Source organism: Roseateles sp., from assembly GCF_965262435.1.
In the GTDB taxonomy this organism is placed as follows: Bacteria; Pseudomonadota; Gammaproteobacteria; order Burkholderiales; family Burkholderiaceae_C; genus Paucibacter_A.
Window position 1 is genome coordinate 3,539,561 of sequence record NZ_OZ253537.1, and the last position, 24,351, is coordinate 3,563,911.

Consider the following 24,351-nt stretch of genomic DNA (forward strand, 5'->3'; position numbering starts at 1 on the left):
GGCTGAGCCGCAGCGCACGGACAAATGCCGCGCAGCGCTGCTAAGCTGCGCTGATGCTGCTGAACTCCATCTCTCAGGTTTCTGAACATACGACTTGTCATGGCCCGCGGCCTGCGCCGCCCGCCTTGGCCTGGGCCAAGATGCTGCTGCTGGTCGCCGCCGGCCTGCCGGGTCTCAGCCTTGCCCAAACCCCTTTGGAAGCTGCGGTATCAAGCGATGTGCGCTACTTGATTGGTGCCGCTTATCGCTACAGCCCCGAGTATTTCGGTGCGCGCCAATACGCCGGTGACATCAAGCCGCTGTGGGCGGTGCGTTGGGGCCGCTGGCGCATCGCCACTTCGGGCTCTTCCGGCCTAATGGGTTTCGGCCGCGAAACCGTCGATGGCGGCGCCGGTGCCAGCCGCGAGCTGTTTCGCAACGAGAACTTCAACCTGGGCTTCGGCTTGCGCGTGGACAGCGGTCGCAACAGCCGCGACAGCGAAAGCACCCAGGGCCTGCCCGATGTCAAGCGCACGCTGCGTGGTCGGCTGTTCGTGGGCTTCACCTTGGCCCCGAGTTGGCAGCTGGGTGGCAGCTTGAGCCAGGATCTGGCCGGCCGGGATGGCGGCCTGGTCTGGAACGCCGATCTGCGCAAGCAGCTCTTCCGTTCGGCCGGGGGAGAATTGAACGTGGGCCTGGGCGTTTCGGGAGGTAATGGCCGCTACATGCAGAGTTATTTCGGCGTGCCCGAAGGTCCGGCGGCAGAGCGCCTGGGGCGCAGCTACGCGCCGGGTTCCGGCCTTCGCGATGCGGGCTTGGGCTTGAGCTACACCCGCTCGGTCAGCAAGCACTGGGTGTGCTTCAGCAGTCTTGGCGTGGGTCGCTTGCTGGGCTCGGCCGCCGACAGCCCACTCAACCAGAAGCCGAGCTCCTACAGCTGGAGCCTGGGCCTGGCCTACCGCAACTGAGCGTGAGTTGACGCACGCCATGGACACACCGATTGCCTCAACTCCGGCTGCGCCGCAGCGCCGAACCTTGCCTCGCTGGCTCTTGTGGGGCGTCGGCGTTCTTCTGATCGCTGCAGCCTGGGGCTTGTGGCAAAGCCAGCGCGGCAAGGCCGTGCCGGCCGAGCAGGTGCAGCGGCGCGATTTTGTGCAGACCGTGGTGGCCAGTGCCCGGGTGGAGGCGCCGCACCGGGTGGACCTGGCGGCGCAGATCACCGGCACGGTCAGCGAGGTGCCGGTGGCGCAGGGGCAGACGGTGGCGCAGGGCCAGCTGCTGGTGGCGCTGGAGGCCAGCGAACTCAGCGCCGCGCAGCGCCAAGCAGAGGCGGCCTTGCAGCAGGCGCAGCTGAACCTGCGCCGCCTGGGCGAGGTGCAGCTGCCGGTCAGCGAGCAGCAGCTGCGCCAGGCGCAAGCCACGCTCGATCTGGCGCGTGCCCAGCTGCAGCGCAGTGAGCAGCTCCATCAACAAGGTTTCATCGGCGCGGCGGCCCTGGATGAGGCGCGCAAGAGCCTGAGCCTGGCCGAAGCCCAGGCCCGCGCCAACCAGGCGCAGACCCGCAGCCTGCAGCCGGCCGGCAGCGAGCTGGCCCTGGCCCGCGCAGCCCTCAGCCAGGCTGAGGCCGCCGCCGATCTGGCTCGGGCGCGGGCCCGCTACACCCGCATCCAGGCGCCGGTGGCCGGCACCCTGATTGCGCGCAATGTCGAGGTCGGTGATGTGGTGCAGGCCGGCCGTTTGCTGATGACGCTCTCGCCCCAGGGGCGGACCGAGCTGGTGCTGTCCATCGACGAGAAGAACCTGCGCCTGCTGCAGCTGGGCCAGCCGGCCCTGGCCTCGGCCGACGCTTACCCCGAGCAGCGTTTCGCCGCGCGCGTGGCCTACATCAACCCGGGGGTCAATGCCCAGACCGGCGCGGTCGAGGTGCGCCTGGCGGTCGATGCGCCGCCGGCCTATCTGCGCCAGGACATGACGGTCTCGGCCGACGTTGAGGTGGGCCGGCGTCAGCGGGCCTTGCTGCTGGGTCTGGCGCAGCTGCATGAAGCGCCGGGGCAGAAGCCCTGGGTCTGGCGCGTCGATGCCCGCGAGGGCTTGCAGCGCCGGGAGCTCCGGCTGGGCCTGCGAAGCGGTGGCTGGGTCGAGGTGCTCGAAGGCTTGGCCGAGGGCGATGTGGTGCTGCAAGCCGCGGCCGCCGATTCAGCCGGCCTGAATGCCGGTGAACGGGTGCGGCCGGTGTTGGCTAGCCCGACAGCAGCTGCGTCCTCGCCCGCCAGCCGCTGAAGCCGGGCGAGCCCTCTGACCATGCTCAAGTCCTGGCAGCCCTTTGAGTGGATCGTCGCCCTGCGCTTTCTGCGCGAAGGGCGGCTGCAGACCCTGTTCATCATGACCGGCGTGGCCATCGGTGTGGGCGTGATCGTCTTCATGTCGGCCTTGCTGGCCGGTTTGCAGGGCAATTTCATCCGCCGCGTGCTCTCGGCCCAGGCTCACATCCAGCTGCTGCCGCCGCAGCAATTCACGCGCGAGCTGCGCGGTGAGCGCGAGCTTGGCCCCGACGGCCAGCCCGGCGCCGTGGTCGGCGCCATCGTCCAGCCGCCGCTGCAGCGCCTCAAGTCCATCGACCAGTGGCAGGCTGTGGCTCGGCAGGTGCAGGCCATGCCGGGCGTGCGGGTGGTCAGTCCTCAGGTCAGCGGCTCGGCCCTGGTGCTGCGCGGCAGTGCCAGCCGTGCGGTGTCCATCACCGGTATCGAGCCGGCGCTCTACTACCGCATCGTCGATCTCAGCGACAAGATACTGCGTGGTACGGCCCAGCTGGGCAGCGGCGACATCTTGATTGGCAGTGAGCTGGCCGCCGACCTGGGCCTCGATGTCGGCGACAAGCTGCGCCTGAGCACCAGCAATGCTGCCAATCCGGGCGCCGCACCCAGCCTCAGCACTTTCAAGATCGCCGGCATCTTCGACCTCGGCAACAAGGGCGCCAACCAGCGCAGCACTTTTGTGCCGCTGCGCACGGCGCAAAGCCTGCTGGGCCTGCCCGGCGGCGTCAGCAGCCTCGATGTGACGGTCGAAGATGTCTATGCCGCCGAGCGCCTGGCTCAGCGCATCGCCGCGGAAACCGGCGTGCAGGCGGACAGCTGGATCAAGGCCAGCGCCCAGTTCTTTTCGGCCGTCAGCGCCCAGTCGACAGCCAACACAGCCATCCGCTTTTTCGTCGGCCTTTCGGTCGCCTTCGGCATTGCCAGCGTGCTGGTGGTCGTGGTGGTGCAGAAGTCGCGCGAGATTGGCATCTTGCGGGCCATGGGCATTTCGCGTGGGCAGATCCTGCGTGTCTTCTTGCTGCAAGGGGGCCTGCTGGGTCTAGGTGGCGCGCTGATCGGTTGCGCCATCGGCGCAGCGGCCTTGCTGGCCTGGCAGCGCTTTGCGCGCAATGCCGACGGCACGCCGCTGTTCGCGCTCAGCCTGGACCCGCAGCTGTTTGCCCTGGCCTTGCTTTTGGCCAGCATCACCGGTTTGCTGTCAGCGTTTGCGCCGGCCCTGCGTGCGGCAAGACTTGACCCCGTGGTGGCCATCCGTGGCTGAGGGCGCCGATCGCAGCGCTGTGGTGACCATGCGCGGGGTGCGCAAGGTCTTCAACCCCGGCACGCCATTCGCCAGCGAGGTTTTGCACGGCATTGACCTGGACTTGAACCGCGGTGAGTTTTGCGCCGTCATGGGCCCCAGCGGCTCGGGCAAGAGCACGCTGCTCAATATCGTTGGCCTGTTGGACCGGCCCAGCAGTGGCGAGCTGAGCATCTGCGGCGAGAACACCGTGGGCCTGGACGACCATGCGCTGACCCGGCTGCGCGGCCACAACATCGGCTTTGTGTTCCAGTACCACCACCTGATCAGCGCCTTCACCGCGCTGGAGAACGTGATGCTGCCTCTGCTCGGCGCCAAGGGCCGGCCCGATGCGGCCATGGCGGCGAGGGCGGCCGAGCTGATCGATCAGGTGGGGCTCACGCCCTGGCGCGACAACCTGGCCAACAAGCTCAGCGGCGGCCAGCAGCAGCGCGTGGCCGTGGCCCGAGCCCTGGCCATGAAGCCGGCCTTGCTGCTGGCCGACGAACCGACCGGCAACCTTGACACCAAGAGCGCCGATGCGGTGTTCGAGCTGCTGCGCCGGGTCAACCGCGAGCAGGGCACGGCCGTGCTCTTCGTGACCCACAACCCCGAGCTGGCCCAGCGCTGCGACCGCACCATCCTGGTGGTGGACGGCATGATCCAGCGCGGCTGAGCAGCGGCTTTAGCGCAGCGCCTGGCGCAGGGCCGCCAGCATCGCGTCGGGCGCCTCTGCCATCATCGAATGGCCGGCCGGCAGTGTGTGCACGGCGGTGGGCACCTGGGCTTTCAGGGCCTCGATCAGGGCTTGTGCCTGCTTGGGCGCCGTCATCTGGTCCTGTTCGCCGAGGATGAAATGCGCCGGGCAGCGCACCCGGGCCGCAGCCTCCAAGCCGCCGGCATAGCTGTCGCAGACCCGGAAGTCGTGCTCGAACAAATTGATTGCTGTCTGCCCGTTCTGGATTCGGCTTTTGAGCGCCAGCTCGGCCCCTTGCAGCCAGCTGCCGGGGCCCGGGTAGCCGGGCTTGCTGGCCCAGCTGGCGAAAGAGAAAGTGTTGACCATGGCAATGGCTTGCTCGGGCGCGGTGCGGGCGGTTTCCAGCAGGGCGGGCGAGACCTTCATCGGGTAGGCCGTGCCCACCAGCACCAGACGGCTGACCTGCTCGGGCGAGCGCGCGGCGGCCTCGAGCGCGATCAACGAGCCCATGCTGTGCCCGACCAGTGCGGCGGGGTGGCTCAAGCCCGCGGACTGCATCAAGGCCAGCAACCAATCGGCCATGGCCGGCACATCGGCCAGCGGCGCTTGCGCGCGGTTGCGGCCATGGCCGGGCAGGTCGACGGCCAGCACTGCATGGCCATGGTGGGCGCACCAGCGCGCCAGCAGGGTCCAGACGCTGTGGTCGTTGAGGGCACCGTGGATGAAGACCACGCAGGGCAGGGCGGGGTCAAAGGGCTTGCCGCCGGTGTAGGCGTAGGTCGGTTGTTCGTGGACGTTGAAGAGCATGGTGTGGGTCTCGGTGGCTTCGCTTCAGCGGGCGGCGATCTTGAGCGCGCGCTTCAAGTCGGCGATCAAATCCTCGGCGTCTTCCAGGCCGATGGACAGGCGGATGGTGCCGGGCGTGATGCCGGCCTGGGCCAGGGCCGCATCGTCCATGCGGAAATGGGTGGTGCTGGCCGGGTGGATCACCAGCGAGCGGCAGTCGCCGACATTGGCCAGGTGGGAGAAGATCTTGAGCGCCTCGATGAAGCGCCGGCCTTGCTCGCGGCTGCCTTGCAGATCGAAGCTGAAGACCGAGCCGCAGCCGCGCGGCAGCAGCTGCTGGGCCAGGCCATGGTCGGCGTGGCTGGCCAGGCCGGGGTAGCCGACGCGGCTGACCTGGGGTTGGGTGGCCAGTAACTCTGCAATGCGACTGGCGTTCTGCACATGGCGTTCCATGCGCAGGGACAGGGTCTCGATGCCTTGCAGGATCAGCCAGGCGGTGTGCGGGCTCATGCAGGCGCCGAAGTCGCGCAGACCCTCGCGGCGTGCGCGCAGCAGGAAGGCGCCGGTGCTGCTCTCCTCGCTGAACACCATGCCGTGGAAGCCGGCATAGGGCTCGCAGAGCTCCGCAAAGCGGCGGCCACCGCTGCGATCAAACGCGGCCAGCCAGTCGAAGCGGCCGCTGTCGATCAGCACGCCACCGACCACAGTGCCGTGGCCGGACAGGAATTTGGTGGCCGAGTGCATGACCAGGTCGGCGCCCTGGGCGATGGGCCGCTGCAGATAGGGCGTGCTCAGGGTCGCGTCCACCAGCAGCGGCAGGCCGGCCTCGTGGGCGATGGCCGCGACGGCCGGGATGTCCAGCACGTCCATGCCCGGGTTGCCCAGGGTCTCGCCGAACAGCAGCTTGGTCTCGGGCCGGATGGCGGCGCGCCATCCGTCCAGATCGCCCGGCTTCACAAAGGTGGTGCTGATGCCGAAGCGGGCCAGGGTGTAGTGCAGCAGATTGTGCGAGCCGCCGTAGAGCGCGCTGGAGGCGACGATGTGCGAGCCGGCCGCGGCGATGGTGGCGATGGCCAGATGCAGGGCCGCTTGCCCGCTGGCCGTGGCGATGGCACCGACCCCGCCTTCCAGCGCGGCCATGCGCTCTTCGAACACGGCCGTGGTCGGGTTGGAGATGCGGCTGTAGACATGGCCGGCGCGCTCCATATTGAAGAGCGAGGCGGCGTGCTCGCTGGTCTCGAACACAAAGGAGGTGCTCAGATGCAGGGGGGTGACGCGCGCGCCGGTGGCGGGATCGGGGGCGGCGCCGGCATGCAAGGCCAGGGTGTCAAAGCCAGGGTCGCTGTAACCGGACATATGGACTTTCGTGATGTTGAATGCGCGGATTGTGTGCTATGTTCCCAAGCATCCTGCGGCGCATGGTGCCGGGTCTTGCCGGCAGCGTGGTAGGTCGTGGTAGGCAGTGGCAGGTAGTGACAACGAGGAGAAAGCTGATCATGAAAGTCGTCGACATTTTGCGCGTCAAGGGCGGCACGCTGTTCACCGTCACGCCCGACGAATTGCTGGCCGTGGCCGTGACCGCCATGGCCGAACGCGACATCGGCTCCCTGGTGGTGATGGAGCATGGTGATCTGGTCGGCATGCTGACCTTCCGCGAGGTGATCGCGGCCATCGTGCGCAATGGCGGCACGGTCGGAACCTCCCTGGTTCGCAGCGTCATGGACGACCATCCGCTGACCTGCACGCCCGAGACCGAAATTGACGAAGTCCGCCGCATGATGCTGGGCCGACACGCCCGCTACATGCCCGTGCTCAACGGCCGCACCTTGATGGGCGTGATCTCGTTCTATGACGTGGCCAAGGCCGTGGTCGACGGGCAGGATTTTGAGAACCGCATGCTCAAGGCCTACATCCGCGACTGGCCGCTGGAAGACAACCCGGCCGAGGCGGGGCAGTCGAAATTCTGATCCGGCCACGAGTGCAGTTGGCCGGGCCCGCAGGTCGGGTTTGAATCGGCGACACAGGCTTTCGGCGAGTACGTCGGACGAAACGGAGAAGCTGGCGATTCGGCCAGCTTCTCTTTTTTTTGGGGTGGCTTGCCAGCCTGATTCGCCGCTTCGCAAGCCGGCGCGACGGTTCGTGGCTGGGCCGTGCTGCGCAGCCCTCGGCCCCTATGCGCCGAAGTGAGCGCCTGGTTTGAGCGTTATGTTGTGGATCTTTGTCCCGGGGGGGGCTGGCCGAGCGGGTGGCGTTTCCTTGCACCAACGGTGATGCGGGAATGATGAGCCGCGAGGAAATCCGGCTCCATATCATCTCCCTCGGCGCCTACCACCACGTCATGGTCGGACCGCTGCTCAAGTCGATTTCTGTGAACCCGCCGTGCGACATGCTGGCCTGGTTTTTCAACCTCAGCCAGCCCGAGCGCCGCGGTGGCTGAGCATGCGCTCGGCGGATGATGCGCGCGCCTCGTTGACGGGGCCGGCAATCACGAAGACTTGCTGCGTGGATCGAAAGCTGAGTTCATGCAAACCTTTCTTTTCAGCGGTGCGCATGGGGCCTGGCCCGCTCAGGCTCAGGGTCTATCTGTCAGATGTTCATATGGTCAGGCGAGGCGGGGCTGCGGACACTGCGCTGCCCGGTCGCGTCGACCTCACCCATCTGGAGATTTCCCATGCACGCCAAGTCGTTCCTGCCCCTGGCCACCTTGCTGGCCTTGAGCGCCCTCAGCAGCTCCGCCCTCGCACAAGACCGCAGCGCAACCGTGCTGAACCTCGGCAGTGGCGAGCAATTGATCGAGGCCCTGCGCCAGCAGCACCGCGGCGCGAGCGGCCCCTTCTTCCGCACCCTGGGCAGCGAGTCGCTGGCCGTGCAGATCCAGGATTTCTTCGACAAGAACGGCCTGGTGTCCATCTCCGGCCATGCGCTGGGCAACAGCAACTCGGTGTTCTTCCTCAAAGGCAGCGCCAAGAGCCTGACGGGCTACCTGGCCTTGCATGACAAACGCCTGGCCTTCGAGTTCAGCACCGGCGCTGTGGACGGGGCCAAGGGGCAGGTGACGGTCCGCGAGGTGCCGTACACCCAGGTCTTTCCCGATTTCGAGGAGAGCTTCCAACGCGACTACGACCGCGCCCAGAATCGCACCGCATTGGCCGTGGCCGCGCCGGTCTACAGCCCCATGGCCTTGCGTCAGGCGCCGCACATCGGCCCCTACGCCAACCAGGATCTGACCAAGCTGGAGAGCAAGCCGGGCAGCCCCTGGGTCTTCTATCTCAACACCACGGCGGTGATGAGTGGCAGCACGCCGCTCAATGGCGTCAGCAAGGAGCAGATGTACCGGGCCTGGCAGTCAGTGGCCGACCAGTACAGCATGCTGAACATGAACGTGACGACCAACCGTGCGGTCTATGATGCGGCGCGCACGGCCAACACCTTGCGCACCGGCATCATCAACTTCGTCAACCAGGACGGCCGCTCGTTTGCGCCGCTGCGCTCCTTCGGCACCACTTCGGCTGGCACTCTGTACCGCAACCCCTCGGCCGGTTTTGACTATGGCTATGGCATCGGCATGACCGGCGCCCACGAGGTGGGGCACCAGATGGGCATGGCGCATGACGGCGGCGGCAGCGGCGGCGAGTACTTCGAGGGCATCGCCGCCTACCAGTGGGGGCCCATCATGGGCAATTACTGGATGGGCGGCTCCTGGGCCAACCAGCTCTTCACCTGGAGCCGTGGCGAGTACAGCACGGCCAACAATCAGGAAGACGATTTCCGCATCATGACGGTCAATGAGTCGGTGCCCTATGCGGCCGACGACAACGCCAGTGGCAAGCCTTTGCAATTGCGCGCTGGCGGCGAGATCAACCCGCTGGACAACTGGGGGCAGATCGAGCGCAACAGCGACAGCGATGTCTTCAGCTTCAATGTCGCCAGCGCCGGCACGCTGAATCTGCGTGTCGATCCCATCGAGTACCTGCGCATGCTCGATGTCGATGCGGTCATCCTCAACGGCAGCGGCCAGCAGGTGGCACGCAGCAATCTGTCGGTGAACCGCTCGGCCGAGTTTAAGAACCTGGCTCTGGCGGCGGGTAGCTACCAGATCAAGATTCAAGGTGGTGCTGAGGGCACGCCGCAGAACGGCTTTTCGAACTATTCCTCGGTGGGCTATTACGCGCTCAAGGGCAGCCTGACCGGCGGCGTGCCGGACACCCCGCCCACCCCTCTGAGCAGCGGCGTGCCTGTGGCCAACCAGAGCGCGGCCACCGGCAGCTGGACCTATTACGCCATCACCCTGCCCAGCGCTGCGTCCAAGCTGACCGTCACGCTGCAAGGCGGCAACGGCGATGCCGACCTCTTTGTGCAAAAGACGGCCAAGCCCAGCACCAGCAGCTATGCCTGCAAGAGCGATGGCTCGACCAGCAACGAGAGCTGCGCCATCACAGCGCCGACGGCGGCCACCTACATCGTCGGCGTGCAGGCCTATGCCGCCTACAGCGGCCTGACGGTGAAGGCCACCGTCACACCGTGAAGGTGATGTGAGCGGACGGGCAGGCCGGGCTTCACTCGGCCTGCCCGTAGAATCCTGCGCTTCAGGCAGCACAGGATTCCCATGTCAGGCAGCACTTTCGGCGAATTGTTCCGGGTCACGAATTTTGGCGAGAGCCATGGCCCGGCCATTGGTTGCGTGATCGACGGCTGCCCCCCGGGCCTGGCCCTCAGCGAGGCCGACATTCAGCCTGAACTGGACCGCCGCCGCCCCGGCACCAGCCGCCATGTGACCCAGCGCAACGAGCCCGATGCCGTCGAGATCCTCTCCGGCGTCTATGAGGGCTTCACCACCGGCACCCCCATCTGCCTGCTGATCAAGAACACCGACCAGCGCAGCAAGGACTACGGCAATATCCTGGACAGCTTCCGTCCTGGCCATGCCGATTACAGCTACTACCGCAAGTACGGCCTGCGCGACCCGCGCGGCGGCGGCCGCTCCTCGGCTCGTTTGACCGCGCCCATGGTTGGCGCGGGCGCCGTGGCGCGCAAATGGCTGAAAGAGAAATTCGGCACGGAATTCCGTGGCTGCATGACCCAGCTGGGCGAGATCGAGATCCCTTTCGAGGGCTGGCAGCATGTGGGCGACAACCCTTTCTTCGCCGCCAATGCCAGCAAGATCGCCGAGTTGGAGTCGTACATGGATGCGCTGCGCAAATCCGGCGATTCGGTCGGCGCGCGCATCCGCGTCGAGGCCATTGGCGTGCCGGTGGGTCTGGGCGAGCCCCTGTTCGACAAGCTCGATGCCGACATTGCCTACGCTCTGATGGGCATCAACGCGGTCAAGGGTGTGGAGATTGGTGCCGGCTTCGGTGTCGTCGCCCAGCGCGGCAGCGAACATGGCGATGAGCTGACCCCGCTCGGCTTTGCCAGCAACAACGCCGGCGGCATGTTGGGCGGCATTTCGACCGGTCAGGACATCGTCGCCTCCATCGCCATCAAGCCGACCAGCTCGATTCGCAGCCCCAAGGCTTCGATCAACCGCGCCGGCGAGCCGGCCGTGGTCGAAACCTTTGGCCGCCACGACCCTTGCGTGGGCATCCGCGCCACGCCGATCGCCGAGGCCATGCTGGCCCTGGTGTTGATGGACCATGTACTGCGCCACCGTGCGCAATGCGGCGATGTGGCGCTGCCGCTGGCGCCGATTCCCGGTGCGCGCCCCGAAGCCGCTGCGGGCGCTGACGGATTGCCTGAATGACCGAGCCGCTCAGCGGCTCCGGCAGCTTCGGTCTGCCGCGCGGCGGCGCTTCGGCCCGCACCTTGGCCGCCAGCGCGGCCCTGTCTTGCGCCTACTTCGCCGCCATCGGCGGCTTCAATCCCTACGCCCCGCTCTGGTACAAGGAGCTGGGCCTGCCGGTCTTTGCCATCGGATTGCTGGTGTCCCTGTCCAGCTGGACGCGCTTGTTCGCGCCCTACGCCTGGGGCGCGTTGGCCGATCGCACCGGCCAGCGGGTGCAGATCATCCGCTGGACGGCCTTGGCCAGCTGCATCGCCGGCGCCGGCTTCCTGCTGCCGCCGAGTTTGGCGACGCTGGTGATCGCCACTTTCCTGATGTTCAGCTTCAATGCGGCCATCGTGCCCTTGACTGAGACCGTGGTGGCCAGCCACCTGAGCACGGCCGACGGCGGCATGGACACGCGCCGTTATGGGCGTGTTCGCATGTGGGGCTCGATCGGTTTTCTGGCCACCGTGGTGCTGGCCGGCTGGTGGTACGAGCATTTCGGCATGCGCTGGTTTGCCCTGACCACCTTTGCCTTGCTGGCCCTGGTGGTGCTGATGGCCTGGCGCATGCCTTTGCAGGCGCGGCCCAGCTCGGCCGCACGCAGCGCAGCCGCGGCGACCGAGGGCGGCGACTCGGTGCTGGCCGTGTTTGCCCGTGCCGAGGTGCGCTGGTTCTTTCTGGGCGTCTTCCTGACCGTGCTGGCGCATTCGGCGCTGTACGCCTTTTTCAGCCTCTATCTCGATGCCCTGGGCTATAGCAAGCCAGTGATCGGTGGCCTGTGGGCGATCTCGGTGGTGGTGGAGATCTTCTGGTTCGCCTTTTCGGGCCGCCTCTTGGAGCGGGCCACCTTGCACCACTGGCTGCTGGCGGCGGCGCTGCTGGCGGCGCTGCGCTTCGGCATGACAGCGGCCTTCGGGGCCAGCCTGGGCTTGCTGCTGCTGGCCCAATGTGCCCATGCCGTCACCTTCGCAGCCCAGCACACGGCCTGCATCGCCTTGATCACGCGCTACTTCCCGGGCCGCTTGCGCGGCCGCGGCCAGGCGCTGTATTCGGTGCTGGGCTATGGGTTGTCGGGCGTGCTGGGCAGCCTGGGCGGCGCCTGGTTGGTGGCCCACCATGGCTTCCCGGCCGTGTTCTGGGCGGCGGCACTGTCGGCGCTGGCTGGTGCCGGGTGCGCCTGGCGCAGTCTGGTCTGCGAACGGCAGTCACCGGCGCCCTGAAGGCGGCATTCTGATGGCGGCGGCGGTCCGGTGATCGCAATCCCGCGCAGATCGATCCCGGCTTTCTGCGTTTCGTCGCAAGTGGCCAGCCCCAGGCCCATCGTCTTCCTACACTGCGGCCACTTTATGGTTTTGACAGATGAATGGGGGACTCCATGCGCAAACAATGGCTGATTGGTGGCATCGCTGCAGTGCTTTTGGCCGGTGGCGCGGGCGTGACGGTGTGGGCGAGCAAAGGCGCTGACGCCGCCAAGAAGCCGGGCGAGGAGGGCCCCGCCAAGCTGACCCTGGAGTTTGTGCCCCGCGAGGTGGTCAAGCCCACCATGACCAGCATGCCGGCTCAGATCGAATTCTCCGGCCCCCTGGTCGCGCCCAACACGGCCGTGGTTCGTGCCAAGTCCAGCGGCACCTTGCTGAGCCTGGCCGTGGCCGAGGGCAGCCGGGTGCGGGCCGGTCAGGCTCTCGGGCAGGTCGACCTGGAAGAACTGCGCTACCGCATCGCCGAACGCAGCGCCAGTGTGGAGTCGGCCCGTGCGCAGCTGGATCAGGCCGAGCGCCAATTCAAAGCCAACCAAGGCCTGGCCGATCAGAAGTTCATTGCCAGCACGGCCCTGGACAGCTCGCGGGCCAGCCTGGAAGCCGCCCGTGGCCAGCTCCATGCGGCCAAGGCGCAGTTCGACACGGCCCAGGTGACCCTGCGCCAGGCCGCCTTGGTGGCCCCGATCAGCGGCGTGGTGTCCAAGCGCCATGCGGTGGCCGGTGAGAAGCTGGCGCCGGAGCAGCAGGTGCTCAGCATTGTTGACCTGAGCCGGCTGGAACTGGCTGGTCTGGTCGGCACGCATGAGGTCAGCCGGCTCAAACCGGGCATGGCGGTGCGCGTCAAAGTCGAGGGCCATGACGAGCCGGTGCAGGCCCGGATCAGCCGTATTGCTCCGGCCGCCGAGCCGGGCACGCGTTCGATCGGTGTGACCCTGGAGCTCGCCAATCCCAAGGAAGAATTCCGGGCCGGCCAGTATGCAAGCGCGAAGGTGGAGCTGGCCGATGAGGCCCAGCGTTTGACCGTGCCGGAGACGGCGGTGAGCAGCAATGCGGGTCAGGAGCAGGTCTGGCTGATCGAGAACGGCGCCCTGGTGCGCCGCATCGTCACCACCGGCCGCCGCGACGCGCGGGAAGGGCGGGTCGAGGTGTTGCAAGGCCTGACGCCGGCCGCCCAGGTGCTGTCGGCGCGCTTCGATAACTTGCGCGAGGGCGCCAAGGCGACCGTGGTGCCGGTCAAGACCAAGGTGGCCTCGGCCGCCGCGAACTGAGGAGCGGCACCATGTGGATGACGCGCGTCTCGATTCAAAACCCGGTCTTCGCCACCATGGTGATGGTGGCCTTGTGTGTGCTGGGCCTGTTCTCCTACGCCAAGCTGGGCGTGGAGAACATGCCCGATATTTCCATCCCGGTCGCCTCGGTCGATGTGCGCTATCCGGGCGCTTCGCCCGAGGCCGTGGAACGTGAAATTGCCAAGCCCCTGGAAGAGGCACTGAACACGATTGCTGGCGTCGAGAAGGTGCTCTCGCGCAGCTTCGAAGGCCGTGTTCAAGCCCAGGTCGAGTTCGGTCTGAACACCGATATGGGCCGGGCCATGCAGGAGGTGCGGGACCGCGTCTCCCTGGCTCAGGCCGCTTTCCCCAAGGATGCGAAGACGCCGACCGTGGCGCGCGCCCAGATGGAAGACAACCAGCCCGTGGTGCTGGCCGCGCTGATGAGCAAGACCCGGCCGGCGCGCGAGCTGTCGATGATGAGCGAGCTCATCATCGCCAAGCGACTGGGCCGTGTCGACGGCGTGGCCCGTGTCGACGTGGGTGGCATGGTGGCGCGCGAAGTCCGCATCGATCTGGACCCGCTTCGCCTGCGTGCCTACAACGTGACCCCGGCCGAAATCGCCACCGCTCTGCGCGAGGCCAATGTCGACCAACCGGTGGGCCTGATCTCGGACAAGAGCGCCGATGCCATCCTCCGAGTGGAAGGCCGGGTCAAGGACCCCAAGGCCTTTGCCAAGGTGGTGGTGGCGCGGCGTGGCAATCTGGTGCTGACCCTGGGCGACCTGGGCCAACTGGTCGAGCGCGAGCGCGAGCCCGACAGCCTGGCCCGCATCAACGGTGCCCAGGCCATCACCTTCAATGTCTTCAAGCAGCAAGACGCCAACATCGTCAACACCGGCGAGGGCGTCAAAGAGGCCATGGCCGAGCTTCGCAAGACCTTGCCCAAGGATGTGGAGCTGAACCTGATCTTCGCCTCCAGCGACAACGTCAAGGACTCGCTCAACGGTCTCAAGCACACCTTGGTCGAAGGCGCGCTGCTGACCGTGGCCATCGTCTTCCTGTTCCTGCACAGCTGGCGCTCCACCATCATCACCGGCCTGACTTTGCCGATCGCGGTGATCTCCAGCTTCATCGCCGTCCATGCCTTCGGCTTCACGCTGAACTTCATGACCATGATGGCGCTCTCCTTGTGCATCGGCCTGCTGATCGACGACGCCATCGTCGTGCGCGAGAACATCGTGCGCCATGTCGGCATGGGCAAGAGCCACCAGCAAGCCGCCTTTGATGGCACCAATGAGATCGGCCTGGCGGTGATGGCCACCACCTTTGCCATTTGCGCGGTGTTCGTGCCGGTGGCCTTCATGGGCGGCATCATCGGCAAGTTCTTCTACCCCTTCGGTATCACGGTGGCGGTGGCGGTGCTGGTGAGTTTGTTCGTCAGCTTCACGCTCGACCCCATGCTGAGTTCGATCTGGAAGGATCCGCCGAGCCACTACGTCAAGAAGATTCCGGTGATCGGCCATCTGATCCGCGCCACCGACCATGGCATGGATGTGCTGCACCGGGTTTACGAGCGCCTGATTCGCTGGGCCTTCTCGAGCCGCCGATATCGCCTGTTTGCCTTGCCGATCCCGGTCTGGGCTCGCCCCTTCAATGCTGAGGGGCAACGCGACCGCAGCGCACCGCGCCGTCTGCGCCTGGCCACCATCACACCGCGCGGCTTGGTCATGATGGCCGGCGGCGGCAGCTTCGTGCTGGCTTTGGTACTCAGTGGCTTTGTCGGCAGCGAGTTCGCGCCCAAGACGGACGACAGCTTCACACAAATCAATCTGCGCCTGCCCGTGGCTTCCAGCCTGGAACGCAGCAATGCCAAGGTCTTGCAGGTGGAGGAGTTGCTGAGTCGCTACCCGGAGATCAAGACGGTGTCCACCGTGGTCGGCGGTACCGGCGAGGGCATGGCCACCGGCCGCAACCAGGCATCGCTGAACATCGCGCTGGTGGACCGCAAGGATCGCAAGCGCAGCCAGAAGCAGATCGAAGACGCGATCCGCGCCGAGATTGCCAAGATCCCCGGCGTCGACGCCAGCGTCGGCGGCGACCGCTCGATCTGGATCACATTGCTGGGCAATGACCCGGAAGCGCTGACCCAGGTGGCCAACGACTTGGTGGCCAAGATCAAGGCGGTCAAGGGCGCGGTCGATGTCGAGACCACCGTCAAGCCGGGCCTGCCGGCGTTTGCCGTCAAGCTCAAGGACTCGGCCGTTCGCGAACTGGGCCTGACCGCGCCTCAGGTGGCCGCCTCGCTGCGTGCCTACGTCAATGGCGAGGTCGCGACCTACTGGACCACGCCGGATGGCAACCAGGTCGAGGTCTTGCTGCGTTTGCCGGTCGAACAGCGTCAGCGCGTTGAGCAGATGCTCAAGCTGCCCGTGGCCTTTGCCAAGGACGGCTCGCCGATCTCGCTCGACCAGGTGGCCACCATCGAATCGGTGTTCAACCCTGAGGTGATCCGCCGCCAGAACCTGCAGCGCCGCGAGGCCGTGTTTGCCGGCACCGAAGGCCGCCCTTCGGGCGATGTCAACGCCGATGTGCAGAAGATCATCAAGTCCATGGAGCTGCCACCCGGTGTGCAGTTCAATGTCGACGGCGCTGGCAAGCAGCAGAACGAGGCCTTCAAGGGCTTGCTGGCTGCGATGGGCCTGGCGGTGATCTTCATCTACATCGTGCTGGCCAGCCAGTTCGGCAGCTTTGTACAACCGATCGCCATCATGGCCTCCCTGCCTCTGTCCTTGATCGGCGTGATGCTGGCCTTGCTGATCACAGGTTCGACGCTCAATGTTTTCTCCATGATCGGCTTGGTCATGCTGATGGGCCTGGTGACCAAGAACGCCATCCTGCTGATCGATTTCGCCAACCATGCCCGCAAGGGCGGGGCCAGTATTCCCGAAGCACTGCTGGAGGCCGGCCTGGTGCGCATGCGCCCCATCATCATGACCACGGCCGCCATGGTCTTCGGCATGCTGCCCATGGCGATTGCCTTCAACCAGGGCGGCGAGGTGCAAGCGCCCATGGGCCGGGCCATCATCGGCGGCGTCATCACCTCGACCCTGCTGACCTTGGTGGTGGTGCCGGTGCTGTACTCCTACCTGGTGCGTGAGCGCAAGCCCAAGACTCAGGCTGCTGAGGACCATGCGTCCGTGGCCGACTTGGCGCTGCAGCCCGGTGGTGACTGAAGCCGGCCCGAGCGTGCTTGTAGATCAAGTGGCCTAAGGGTTTGACGGTACGGCCGGCATGGCGCGACATGCCGGCCGTTTTTCGCTGCTCCGGCTAACGGGCCATCCGACCGGAGGTGCATGGAGAGACAAGGCGCCGACCGGGCAACGCGCGCGTCGGCCAAGCCCATGTGAAAAAGCCGGAAATCAGCGCGGCCCGCCGTGCCTTGGTGTGAGCGGGTGCTATTCTTTTCGCCGATGGACCGATGCCTTTTCACACGAGCCCTGCTCGCTTCGCTGCTCGCCCTGTGTCTGGCCGGGCCCAGCATGGCTCAGAAACGCCTGCTCAGCGAAGAGTTTCCGCCCATCAATTTCAGCGAAGGCAGTGAAGCCCGCGGCCTTGCGGTCGATGTGGTGCAGGAAATTCAGCGCCGCTTGCAGCTGGACCTGCCGATTGAGTTCTTGCCCTGGGCGCGTGCTTACCGCGAGGTCCAGCTGGGCAGGGAGACCGCCTTGTTCAGCATGGCGCGCACGGCGGGGCGGGAACGACTGTTCAAATGGGTAGGGCCGGTGGTGACCTTCTACAGTTCCATCTACGCACCGGCACGCGGCGGTGTGCGCCTGCGCAGCATCGAGGACGCCAAGCGCGCCAAGGCCGTGCTGGTGGTCCGTGATTGGTACACCTCAGAGGAGCTCAAGCAGCTGGGCTTCCGGAATCTGGTCAGCGTCGCCGACCCACCTGCGGCCATTCGCATGCTCGTGGCCGGCCGGGCCGACTTCTTCGCCACCGAGCGTTTGTCCATGCCCAAGATCATGGCGCAGGCGGGCGTGGCCGACGAGGCGCTCGAAATCGTCTACAGCTATGCCAGCTCCGAGGGCTACATCGCCTTTTCGCTGGACACTCCTGATGCGCGGGTCAAGGCCTGGCAGACCCAGCTCGATGCCATGAAACGCGACGGCAGCTTTGCCGCCATCTACAAGCGTTGGTTGCCGCAAGACAGCCCACCGCCCCGCCGCTGAATCAAGCCCGGCCCTTGAATGGGTTCAGGGCGGCTTGGTGCGCGTCGCAGCGCGATTCCTTCATTTGCAAACCCCGCACCCCCGCCGCGGCGCTTGACGCGCCGTTTGCGCCGAAAAAAGGCGACCCTCGGGCCGCCTTTTGCCTGGGAAGCTTGAGCCCGGTTCAGCACTCCACGATGTTGACGGCCAGGCCGCCACGCGCGGTTTCCTTGTATTTGGTCATCATGTCGGCGCCGGTGTCGCGCATGGTCTTGATGACCTTGTCCAGGCTCACAAAATGGGTGCCGTCGCCACGCAGCGCCATGCGCGCGGCATTGATGGCCTTGACCGAGGCGATCGCGTTGCGCTCGATGCATGGGATCTGCACCAGGCCGCCGACCGGGTCGCAGGTCAGGCCCAGATGGTGCTCCATGCCGATCTCGGCCGCGTTCTCGACCTGCTCGGGCGTGCCGCCCATGACCTGGCAGAGCGCACCGGCCGCCATCGAGCAGGCCACGCCGACCTCGCCCTGGCAGCCGACCTCGGCGCCCGAGATCGAGGCGTTTTCCTTGTAGAGGATGCCGATGGCCGCAGCGGTCAGCAGGAAGTCGACCACGCCGTCTTCGTTGGCTCCGTGATAGAAGCGCGTGTAGTAATGCAGCACGGCCGGCACGATGCCGGCAGCGCCATTGGTCGGCGCCGTGACGACGCGGCCGCCGGCGGCGTTTTCTTCATTGACCGCCAGAGCGTAGAGATTGACCCAGTCCATCACCTGCAGCGGGTCGCGCAGCGCGGCTTCGGGGTTGGCGGTCAGGTCGCGGTGCAGCTGGGCCGCGCGGCGCTTGACCTTGAAGCCGCCGGGCAGGATGCCTTCGGTGCGGCAGCCGCGGCTCACGCAGTCTTGCATCACCTGCCAGATCTTGAGCAGGCCAGCGCGGGTCTCTTCGTCGCTGCGCCAGTGGCGTTCGTTGCGGCGCATGATCTCGGCGATGGAAATGCCATGCTGCTTGCTCAGCACCAGTAGATCGTCGCCCGATTTGAAGGGGTAGGGCAACACGGCCGCATCGGGGGCGATGACTTTTTGCTTGCTGCCGTCGGCCGCCACCTCGTCGCTGACGACAAAGCCGCCGCCGACCGAATAGTAGGTGCGCTGCTGGATTTCCACGCCTTCGGCATCGAAGGCTGAGAAGCGCATGCCATTGGCATGGAAGGGCAGGCTTTGGCGCTTGAACAGCACCAGGTCCTTGGCTTCGTTGAACTCGATCTCATGCTCGCCGCCCAGACGGATGCGGCCGCCGCTGCGGATGGCGTCGAGGTAGCTCGCTACCTGCTCGACATCGACCGTGTCCGGCTCATGGCCGGCCAGGCCCAGCAGCACCGCCTTGTCACTGCCGTGGCCCTTGCCGGTGGCGCCGAGCGAGCCGTACATCTGTGAGACCACGCGGGTGGTCTTGTCCAGCACACCTTCGTGGCGCAGACGCTGCGCAAACATGCGTGCGGCACGCATCGGACCCACGGTGTGCGAGCTGGATGGGCCGATGCCGATCTTGAAGAGGTCGAAGACTGAAACGGCCATGAGGCCTCCAAGCGTTGGTGTGAGATCCGAATCCGGCCCGATGCATCAGGCCAGCTTTGTGACAAAAAAGCCGGCTGGCGTCGATGGGGTGTGGTCCATCAGACTGCAAGCCGGCTCTGGCAAGGCAATGCCGAGCGTCCTGAAACGCTTACTCGTAATCGCTCATCGGCGGGCAGGAACAGCTCAGGTTGCGGTCACCGTAGACGTTGTCGACACGGCCCACCGGCACCCAGTACTTCTGGCGGCGCAGCGAGGCCACTGGGTAAGCGGCTTCTTCGCGGCTGTAGCCATGCGTCCACTCGGCGGCCAGCAGGCTTTCCGCGGTGTGCGGGGCGTTGACCAGAGGGTTGTCGGTGGCGGTCCAGCTGCCGTCGGCCACCTTGGCGATCTCGGCGCGGATGGCCAACATGGCGTCGCAGAAGCGGTCCAGCTCGAACTTGGATTCGCTCTCGGTCGGCTCGACCATCAGGGTGCCGGCCACCGGGAAGGACAGGGTGGGGGCATGGAAGCCGTAGTCGATCAGGCGCTTGGCCACGTCTTCGGCGCCGACACCGGTTGCGTCCTTCAGCGGGCGGATGTCCAGGATGCACTCGTGGGCCACACCGCCGCCCTTGATGCCATCGATATTGCCGCTGAAGTGGATGTCGTAGGCATCGGCCAGACGGGCGGCCACATAGTTTGCCGAGAGGATGGCCACTTCGGTCGCAGCCTGCAGGCCGTCGGCGGCCATCATGCGGCAGTACATCCAGCTGATCGGCAGCACGGCGGCATTGCCCAGCGGGGCTGCGGACACGGCGCCGATGGCGGTCTTGCTGTCATAGCCAGCCGAACGGTGGGTGGGCAGGAAGGGGACCAGATCGGCCACCACGCAGACCGGGCCGACGCCCGGGCCGCCACCGCCGTGCGGGATGCAGAAAGTCTTGTGCAGGTTCAGGTGCGAGACATCGCCGCCGAACTCGCCCGGTGCGGCCACGCCGACCAAGGCGTTCATGTTCGCGCCGTCCACATAGACACGGCCACCATGGCTGCGCACCAGGGCGCAGATTTCCTTGACCTGGGTGTCGAACACACCGTAAGTCGAGGGGTAGGTGATCATGATGGCGGCCAGATTGGCGCTGTGCTGCTCGCACTTGGCCTTCAGGTCGGCCAGGTCGATATTGCCCTCTTTGTCGCACTTGGTCACCACGACCTGCATACCCACCATCTGAGCCGAGGCCGGGTTGGTGCCGTGGGCCGATTCGGGGATCAGGCAGATCTTGCGATGGCCTTCATTGCGCGACTCGTGCCAGGCCTTGATGGCCAGCAGGCCTGCGTACTCACCTTGCGAGCCGGCATTGGGCTGCAGGCTGATGCCGGCGTAGCCGGTGGCTTGGCACAACCAGGCGGTCAGCTGTTCGTTCAGCTGGGCATAACCCTGCAGCTGATCGTGCGGGGCAAACGGGTGCACGCCGGCGAACTCGGGCCAGGTGATGGGGATCATCTCGGCCGTGGCGTTGAGCTTCATGGTGCAGGAACCCAGCGGGATCATGCTGCGGTCCAGCGCCAGGTCCTTGTCCGACAGGCCGCGCAGATAGCGCAACATCTCGGTTTCGGAGTGGTAGCGGTTGAAGACCGGGTGGCTCATGAAGCTGCTCGTGCGCTGCAGCTCGGCGGGGATCAGGCTGGCGATGCCCTTGTCGAAGCCACTCAGGTCCGGCACGGCCTTGCCGTCGGCAAACACAGCCAACACGGCGGCCAGATCGGCGCGGGTGGTGGTCTCGTCCAACGACAGGCTCAGGGACTCAGCGCTGGCGCGGCGGAAGTTCATGCCGGCGGCCACGGCGCGCGCCAGGATGGCCTCGGTCTGCGCGCCGGTTTGCACATGCAGGGTGTCAAAGGCGCTGGTGTTGCCGAGGGCAAAGCCCAGGCCCTTGAGGCCTTGGGCCAGCACGGCGGTGAAGGAGGCCAGGCGCTGGGCGATGCGCTTCAGACCTTGCGGGCCGTGGTACACGGCGTACATGCTGGCCACCACGGCCGGCAGCACCTGGGCGGTACAGATATTGGAGGTGGCCTTCTCGCGGCGGATGTGCTGCTCGCGGGTTTGCAGGGCCAGGCGGTAGGCGGGCTTGCCATGCGCGTCGATGGAAACACCGACCAGGCGGCCGGGCAGGCTGCGCTTGTACTCGTCCTTGCAAGCCATGTAAGCGGCGTGCGGGCCACCGTTGCCCATGGGCATGCCGAAGCGCTGGGTGGTGCCCACGGCGATGTCGGCGCCCAGTTCTGCCGGGGCTTTGATCAGGGTCAGGGCCAGCAGGTCGGCGGCCATGATGACCACGCCATTGCTACGGGCCTTGTATTTGGCGATCCAGTCGGCGTAGTCACGCACCTCGCCGTTGACGCCCGGGTATTGCAGCAGGACGGCGAAGCTGTCGTTGTTCAGGGCCTCGTCGCCGCTACAGATGCGAACCTCAAAGCCGAGCGGCTCGGCGCGGGTGCGCACCACTTCCAGGGTTTGCGGCAGCACATCGTCGGCCACGTAGAAGACCTGACTCTTGCTCTTGCCCACGCGGGCGGCCAGGGTCATGGCTTCGGCGGCGGCGGTGGCTTCGTCCAGCATGGAGGCGTTGGCAATCGCCATGCCAGTCAGGTCGGTCACCATGGTCTGGAAGTTGACCAGGGCTTCCATGCGGCCTTGCGAGATTTCAGCCTGGTAGGGCGTGTAAGCGGTGTACCAGGCGGGGTTTTCAAGGATGTTGCGCAGGATGACGCCGGGGGTCAGCGTGCCGTAGTAGCCCTGGCCGATATAGCTCTTGAGCACCTTGTTCTTGCTGGCCATGGCCTTCAGTTCGGCCAAAGCTTGGGCTTCGCTCGCGGCGGCCGGCAGGTCCATGCCCACCGAGCGTTTGATGCTGGCCGGCACCACGGCTTCGATCAGGGCGCGGCGCGAGGCCGCGCCGATCACCGACAACATGCCGGCTTCATCAGCGGCATCGGGGCCGATGTGGCGAGCGTGGAATTCGGTGGCGTTCTCAAGCACCGACAGGGGCTGCAGGGCGGACATCAACATGGCAAATCCTTGGGGCCCGGCGCCGCTTGTGGCGGCCTCAGGCCGATATCAGTGAAATGCAAGCACAGAGACATAGAGACACGGAGCAAATTGGGGCCTTGGCCAGCCCTGAGTGTTCTCTGTGTCTCTGTGCTTGCGTTTGTGCTTCGACCCGCATGACGCGGGCGAAGATGCATCAGCTGTTCTTGACCAGCTCGTCGTAGGCGGTGCTGTCCATCAGGCCGTCCAGCTCGGCGGCGTCGCTGAGCTTGACCTTGAAGAACCAGCCGGTCTTCAGCGGGTCGCTGTTGGCGAGCGAGGGGTCGTCGCGCAGGGTTTCGTTGACTTCGGTCACTTCGCCGGACACCGGCATGTAGACGTCAGCGGCCGCCTTGACCGACTCGACCACGCCGGCCACTTCCTTGGCGGCGAAGCTGCTGCCCACGGCCGGCAGGTCCACGAACACCACATCGCCCAGGGCGTCCTGTGCATGCACGGTGATGCCCACGGTGACGATGCCGTCGGCTTCGATCTGGACCCACTCGTGGTCAGGCGTGTACTTGATTGTGCTCATGCGGTGCTCCGTTGCTTTCGGAAGGTGGGGGAAAGGAAATTGAAATGTAGGGTGCCCGGTCGTGGCCGGGCAAGCGCGATATGAGCCGAAGCGACTCTCAAGCGCTCAGCCGCTCAGCCGCGGTAATAGCCGTTGGGCGTGAACGGGGTGCTGGACACCGTCATCGGGGTGCGCTTGTCGCGGACGATGGCGAAGACTTCGGTGCCCAGGGCAGCGAATTCCTTGGCCAGATAGGCCAGGGCCACCGGCTTGCCCACCGTCGGGCCCAGGGTGCCGCTGGTGACCACGCCGATTTCCACGCCCTCGGCGTTGACCAGCTTGGCGCCTTCGCGCACCGGCATGCGCTCACTGCTGACCAGGCCGACGCGCTTGCGGGCAGCGCCGTTGGCGAGCTGTTCGTCCACCACGGCGGCGCCGGGGTAACCACCGGCACGGGCGCCACCGGCGCGACGCACCTTCTGGATGGCCCAGGTCAGCGAGGCTTCGACTGGGGTGGTGCTGGTGTCGATGTCATGGCCGTAGAGGCAGAGGCCCGCTTCCAGGCGCAGCGAATCGCGCGCGCCCAGACCGATGGGCTTGACTTCCGGTTGAGCCAGCAGCTTGCGGGCCAGCTCCACGGCCTGGTCTTGATGGACCGAGATTTCGAAGCCGTCTTCGCCGGTATAGCCCGAGCGGGTCAGGAAGGTGTCGATGCCGTCCAGATTGAAGAAGCCGCCGGTCATGAAGGTCAGCTTGGCCACGTCAGCGTTCAGGCGCGACAGGGCGGTCACGGCCTGCGGGCCTTGCAGAGCCAGCAGGGCTTGTTCGGGCAGAGGCAAGACCTGGCACCGATGTTCCGGATGAGCGCCGATCTTGGCCTGCATGTGGGCGATGTCCTGCACCTTGCAGCCGGCGTTCACCACCACAAAGAGATCGTCCGGGCGGCGGGCGATCATCAGGTCGTCCAGGATGCCGCCTTGTTCATTGGTGAACAGGGCATAGCGCTGCTTGAACAGGCCGAGGTCGATCACGTCGACCGGCACGATGGTTTCCAGCGCGGCAGCGGCGCCGTCACCGATCAGGCGGACCTGGCCCATGTGCGAAACGTCGAATAGGCCAGCCGCGGCACGCGTGTGCTTGTGCTCGGCCATCACGCCGGCCGGGTACTGCACTGGCATGTCATAGCCGCCGAAGGGCACCATCTTGGCGCCGAGTTCGATGTGCAGAGCGTGCAGCGGGGTCTTGAGCAGGGGGGCGGAGGTGTCAGCAGCGGACATGGCGGGCAACTTTCGAGGGCAGACATCTGGCCCACACCCTCGAGACCGGCTCAAGGAGTGGGGTGGGTATGCCCTCGCTGTCCGCTTTACCTGAGAGATTGGCCGCCGGCGTATTGCCAACAGCTTGCCCCTTCGGTGGACGGGCTCGAAACCCGTCTCTCTCCAGTGAGGACGCCCGACGTTTTGTGAACGGGCGTTTTATCAGTCCTTTTGCCTGAGCGTTCGCAGCGTGGGATCACCAGTGCCACTGCGCCTTCGGCGGCTTCCGCGAGGAAGCTCTCTCCTGACCGGCGGGATTGTAGCGGCGCTTTTTGGGGCTTCGGCCGAAGTTTTTTGGCCGCCGCTGTGGCAAAGACGGC

At 66.2% G+C, this 24,351-nt stretch carries 18 protein-coding genes and 2 riboswitches; of the genes, 12 read left to right on the top strand and 6 right to left on the bottom strand.

The window, feature by feature from the left end; translation table 11 throughout:
* Positions 1–125: 125 nt before the first annotated feature.
* The 4 genes from ACQY39_RS15300 to ACQY39_RS15315 are packed head-to-tail and all read left to right on the top strand — an operon-like array spanning position 126 to position 4,249.
* Positions 126–947 (top strand): MipA/OmpV family protein, encoded by an 822-nt coding sequence (locus ACQY39_RS15300; protein ID WP_428507623.1) that lies wholly within the window; start codon positions 126–128, stop codon positions 945–947.
* Positions 948–966: 19 nt separating this feature from the next.
* Positions 967–2,259, top strand: a complete 1,293-nt coding sequence (locus ACQY39_RS15305) for an efflux RND transporter periplasmic adaptor subunit (protein ID WP_428507625.1) — start codon at positions 967–969, stop codon at positions 2,257–2,259.
* Positions 2,260–2,280: 21 nt separating this feature from the next.
* Complete coding sequence (locus tag ACQY39_RS15310) at positions 2,281–3,555, top strand: ABC transporter permease (RefSeq protein ID WP_428507627.1); 1,275 nt, start codon at positions 2,281–2,283, stop codon at positions 3,553–3,555.
* A gap of 28 nt (positions 3,556–3,583) precedes the next feature.
* Positions 3,584–4,249: an ABC transporter ATP-binding protein gene (locus ACQY39_RS15315; RefSeq protein ID WP_428510838.1), complete on the top strand. Its 666-nt coding sequence runs from the start codon at positions 3,584–3,586 to the stop codon at positions 4,247–4,249.
* Between the two features lie 9 nt (positions 4,250–4,258).
* On the opposite strand, the gene ACQY39_RS15320 is transcribed toward ACQY39_RS15315, so the two are convergent.
* Together ACQY39_RS15320 and ACQY39_RS15325 are read right to left on the bottom strand one after the other, a co-directional pair.
* Positions 4,259–5,077: an alpha/beta fold hydrolase gene (locus ACQY39_RS15320; protein ID WP_428507629.1), complete on the bottom strand. Its 819-nt coding sequence runs from the start codon at positions 5,075–5,077 to the stop codon at positions 4,259–4,261.
* Positions 5,078–5,101: 24 nt separating this feature from the next.
* Positions 5,102–6,412 (bottom strand): O-acetylhomoserine aminocarboxypropyltransferase, encoded by a 1,311-nt coding sequence (locus ACQY39_RS15325; RefSeq protein WP_428507631.1) that lies wholly within the window; start codon positions 6,410–6,412, stop codon positions 5,102–5,104.
* Positions 6,413–6,552: 140 nt separating this feature from the next.
* Between ACQY39_RS15325 and ACQY39_RS15330 the strand changes: the two genes are divergently transcribed.
* From ACQY39_RS15330 to ACQY39_RS15365, 8 genes are all read left to right on the top strand, one after another.
* Complete coding sequence (locus tag ACQY39_RS15330; protein ID WP_263563452.1) at positions 6,553–7,023, top strand: CBS domain-containing protein; 471 nt, start codon at positions 6,553–6,555, stop codon at positions 7,021–7,023.
* Positions 7,024–7,334: 311 nt separating this feature from the next.
* Positions 7,335–7,493, top strand: coding sequence for a hypothetical protein (locus ACQY39_RS15335; RefSeq protein ID WP_428507634.1), 159 nt, complete (start codon positions 7,335–7,337; stop codon positions 7,491–7,493).
* Positions 7,494–7,727: 234 nt separating this feature from the next.
* Positions 7,728–9,581 (top strand): pre-peptidase C-terminal domain-containing protein, encoded by a 1,854-nt coding sequence (locus ACQY39_RS15340; protein ID WP_428507636.1) that lies wholly within the window; start codon positions 7,728–7,730, stop codon positions 9,579–9,581.
* Positions 9,582–9,662: 81 nt separating this feature from the next.
* Positions 9,663–10,796 carry a chorismate synthase gene (aroC, locus tag ACQY39_RS15345; RefSeq protein WP_428507638.1) on the top strand — a complete coding sequence of 378 codons (1,134 nt, stop codon included), beginning with the start codon at positions 9,663–9,665 and terminating at the stop codon, positions 10,794–10,796.
* Entirely contained in the window at positions 10,793–12,040 is a 1,248-nt protein-coding gene (locus ACQY39_RS15350) for an MFS transporter (protein ID WP_428507640.1), read from the top strand. The genes aroC and ACQY39_RS15350 overlap by 4 nt, the downstream gene beginning before the upstream one ends.
* A 155-nt stretch (positions 12,041–12,195) precedes the next feature.
* The gene (locus ACQY39_RS15355; RefSeq protein ID WP_428507642.1) at positions 12,196–13,347 is read left to right on the top strand and encodes an efflux RND transporter periplasmic adaptor subunit; all 1,152 of its coding nucleotides are present in this window, start codon (positions 12,196–12,198) and stop codon (positions 13,345–13,347) included.
* Between the two features lie 11 nt (positions 13,348–13,358).
* Positions 13,359–16,583, top strand: a complete 3,225-nt coding sequence (locus ACQY39_RS15360; RefSeq protein WP_428507644.1) for an efflux RND transporter permease subunit — start codon at positions 13,359–13,361, stop codon at positions 16,581–16,583.
* Positions 16,584–16,889: 306 nt separating this feature from the next.
* Complete coding sequence (locus tag ACQY39_RS15365) at positions 16,890–17,582, top strand: substrate-binding periplasmic protein (protein ID WP_428507646.1); 693 nt, start codon at positions 16,890–16,892, stop codon at positions 17,580–17,582.
* A 163-nt stretch (positions 17,583–17,745) separates the two neighbouring features.
* On the opposite strand, the gene ACQY39_RS15370 is transcribed toward ACQY39_RS15365, so the two are convergent.
* The 4 genes from ACQY39_RS15370 to gcvT form a co-directional block, all read right to left on the bottom strand.
* On the bottom strand, positions 17,746–19,137 hold the full coding sequence (locus ACQY39_RS15370) for an L-serine ammonia-lyase (protein WP_428507648.1): 1,392 nt from the start codon (positions 19,135–19,137) through the stop codon (positions 17,746–17,748).
* 148 nt (positions 19,138–19,285) lie between these two features.
* Entirely contained in the window at positions 19,286–22,183 is a 2,898-nt protein-coding gene (gcvP, locus tag ACQY39_RS15375) for an aminomethyl-transferring glycine dehydrogenase (RefSeq protein WP_428507650.1), read from the bottom strand.
* Between the two features lie 175 nt (positions 22,184–22,358).
* Positions 22,359–22,736, bottom strand: coding sequence for a glycine cleavage system protein GcvH (gene gcvH / locus ACQY39_RS15380; RefSeq protein ID WP_263563441.1), 378 nt, complete (start codon positions 22,734–22,736; stop codon positions 22,359–22,361).
* Between the two features lie 113 nt (positions 22,737–22,849).
* Positions 22,850–23,992: a glycine cleavage system aminomethyltransferase GcvT gene (gcvT, locus tag ACQY39_RS15385; RefSeq protein ID WP_428507652.1), complete on the bottom strand. Its 1,143-nt coding sequence runs from the start codon at positions 23,990–23,992 to the stop codon at positions 22,850–22,852.
* A 67-nt stretch (positions 23,993–24,059) separates the two neighbouring features.
* Positions 24,060–24,168: riboswitch (glycine riboswitch) on the bottom strand.
* A gap of 16 nt (positions 24,169–24,184) precedes the next feature.
* Positions 24,185–24,288, bottom strand: a riboswitch (glycine riboswitch).
* Positions 24,289–24,351: the final 63 nt, after the last annotated feature.

Coding starts and splice junctions, on each gene's coding strand:
- ACQY39_RS15330 (WP_263563452.1), top strand. CDS start 6,553: ATGAAAGTCGTCGACATTTTGCGCGTCAAGGGCGGCACGCTGTTCACC.
- ACQY39_RS15320 (WP_428507629.1), bottom strand. CDS start 5,077: ATGCTCTTCAACGTCCACGAACAACCGACCTACGCCTACACCGGCGGC.
- ACQY39_RS15340 (WP_428507636.1), top strand. CDS start 7,728: ATGCACGCCAAGTCGTTCCTGCCCCTGGCCACCTTGCTGGCCTTGAGC.
- gcvH (WP_263563441.1), bottom strand. CDS start 22,736: ATGAGCACAATCAAGTACACGCCTGACCACGAGTGGGTCCAGATCGAA.
- ACQY39_RS15360 (WP_428507644.1), top strand. CDS start 13,359: ATGTGGATGACGCGCGTCTCGATTCAAAACCCGGTCTTCGCCACCATG.
- ACQY39_RS15355 (WP_428507642.1), top strand. CDS start 12,196: ATGCGCAAACAATGGCTGATTGGTGGCATCGCTGCAGTGCTTTTGGCC.
- ACQY39_RS15305 (WP_428507625.1), top strand. CDS start 967: ATGGACACACCGATTGCCTCAACTCCGGCTGCGCCGCAGCGCCGAACC.
- ACQY39_RS15335 (WP_428507634.1), top strand. CDS start 7,335: ATGATGAGCCGCGAGGAAATCCGGCTCCATATCATCTCCCTCGGCGCC.
- ACQY39_RS15370 (WP_428507648.1), bottom strand. CDS start 19,137: ATGGCCGTTTCAGTCTTCGACCTCTTCAAGATCGGCATCGGCCCATCC.
- aroC (WP_428507638.1), top strand. CDS start 9,663: ATGTCAGGCAGCACTTTCGGCGAATTGTTCCGGGTCACGAATTTTGGC.
- ACQY39_RS15315 (WP_428510838.1), top strand. CDS start 3,584: ATGCGCGGGGTGCGCAAGGTCTTCAACCCCGGCACGCCATTCGCCAGC.
- ACQY39_RS15350 (WP_428507640.1), top strand. CDS start 10,793: ATGACCGAGCCGCTCAGCGGCTCCGGCAGCTTCGGTCTGCCGCGCGGC.
- ACQY39_RS15310 (WP_428507627.1), top strand. CDS start 2,281: ATGCTCAAGTCCTGGCAGCCCTTTGAGTGGATCGTCGCCCTGCGCTTT.
- gcvP (WP_428507650.1), bottom strand. CDS start 22,183: ATGTTGATGTCCGCCCTGCAGCCCCTGTCGGTGCTTGAGAACGCCACC.
- ACQY39_RS15325 (WP_428507631.1), bottom strand. CDS start 6,412: ATGTCCGGTTACAGCGACCCTGGCTTTGACACCCTGGCCTTGCATGCC.
- gcvT (WP_428507652.1), bottom strand. CDS start 23,992: ATGTCCGCTGCTGACACCTCCGCCCCCCTGCTCAAGACCCCGCTGCAC.
- ACQY39_RS15365 (WP_428507646.1), top strand. CDS start 16,890: ATGGCTCAGAAACGCCTGCTCAGCGAAGAGTTTCCGCCCATCAATTTC.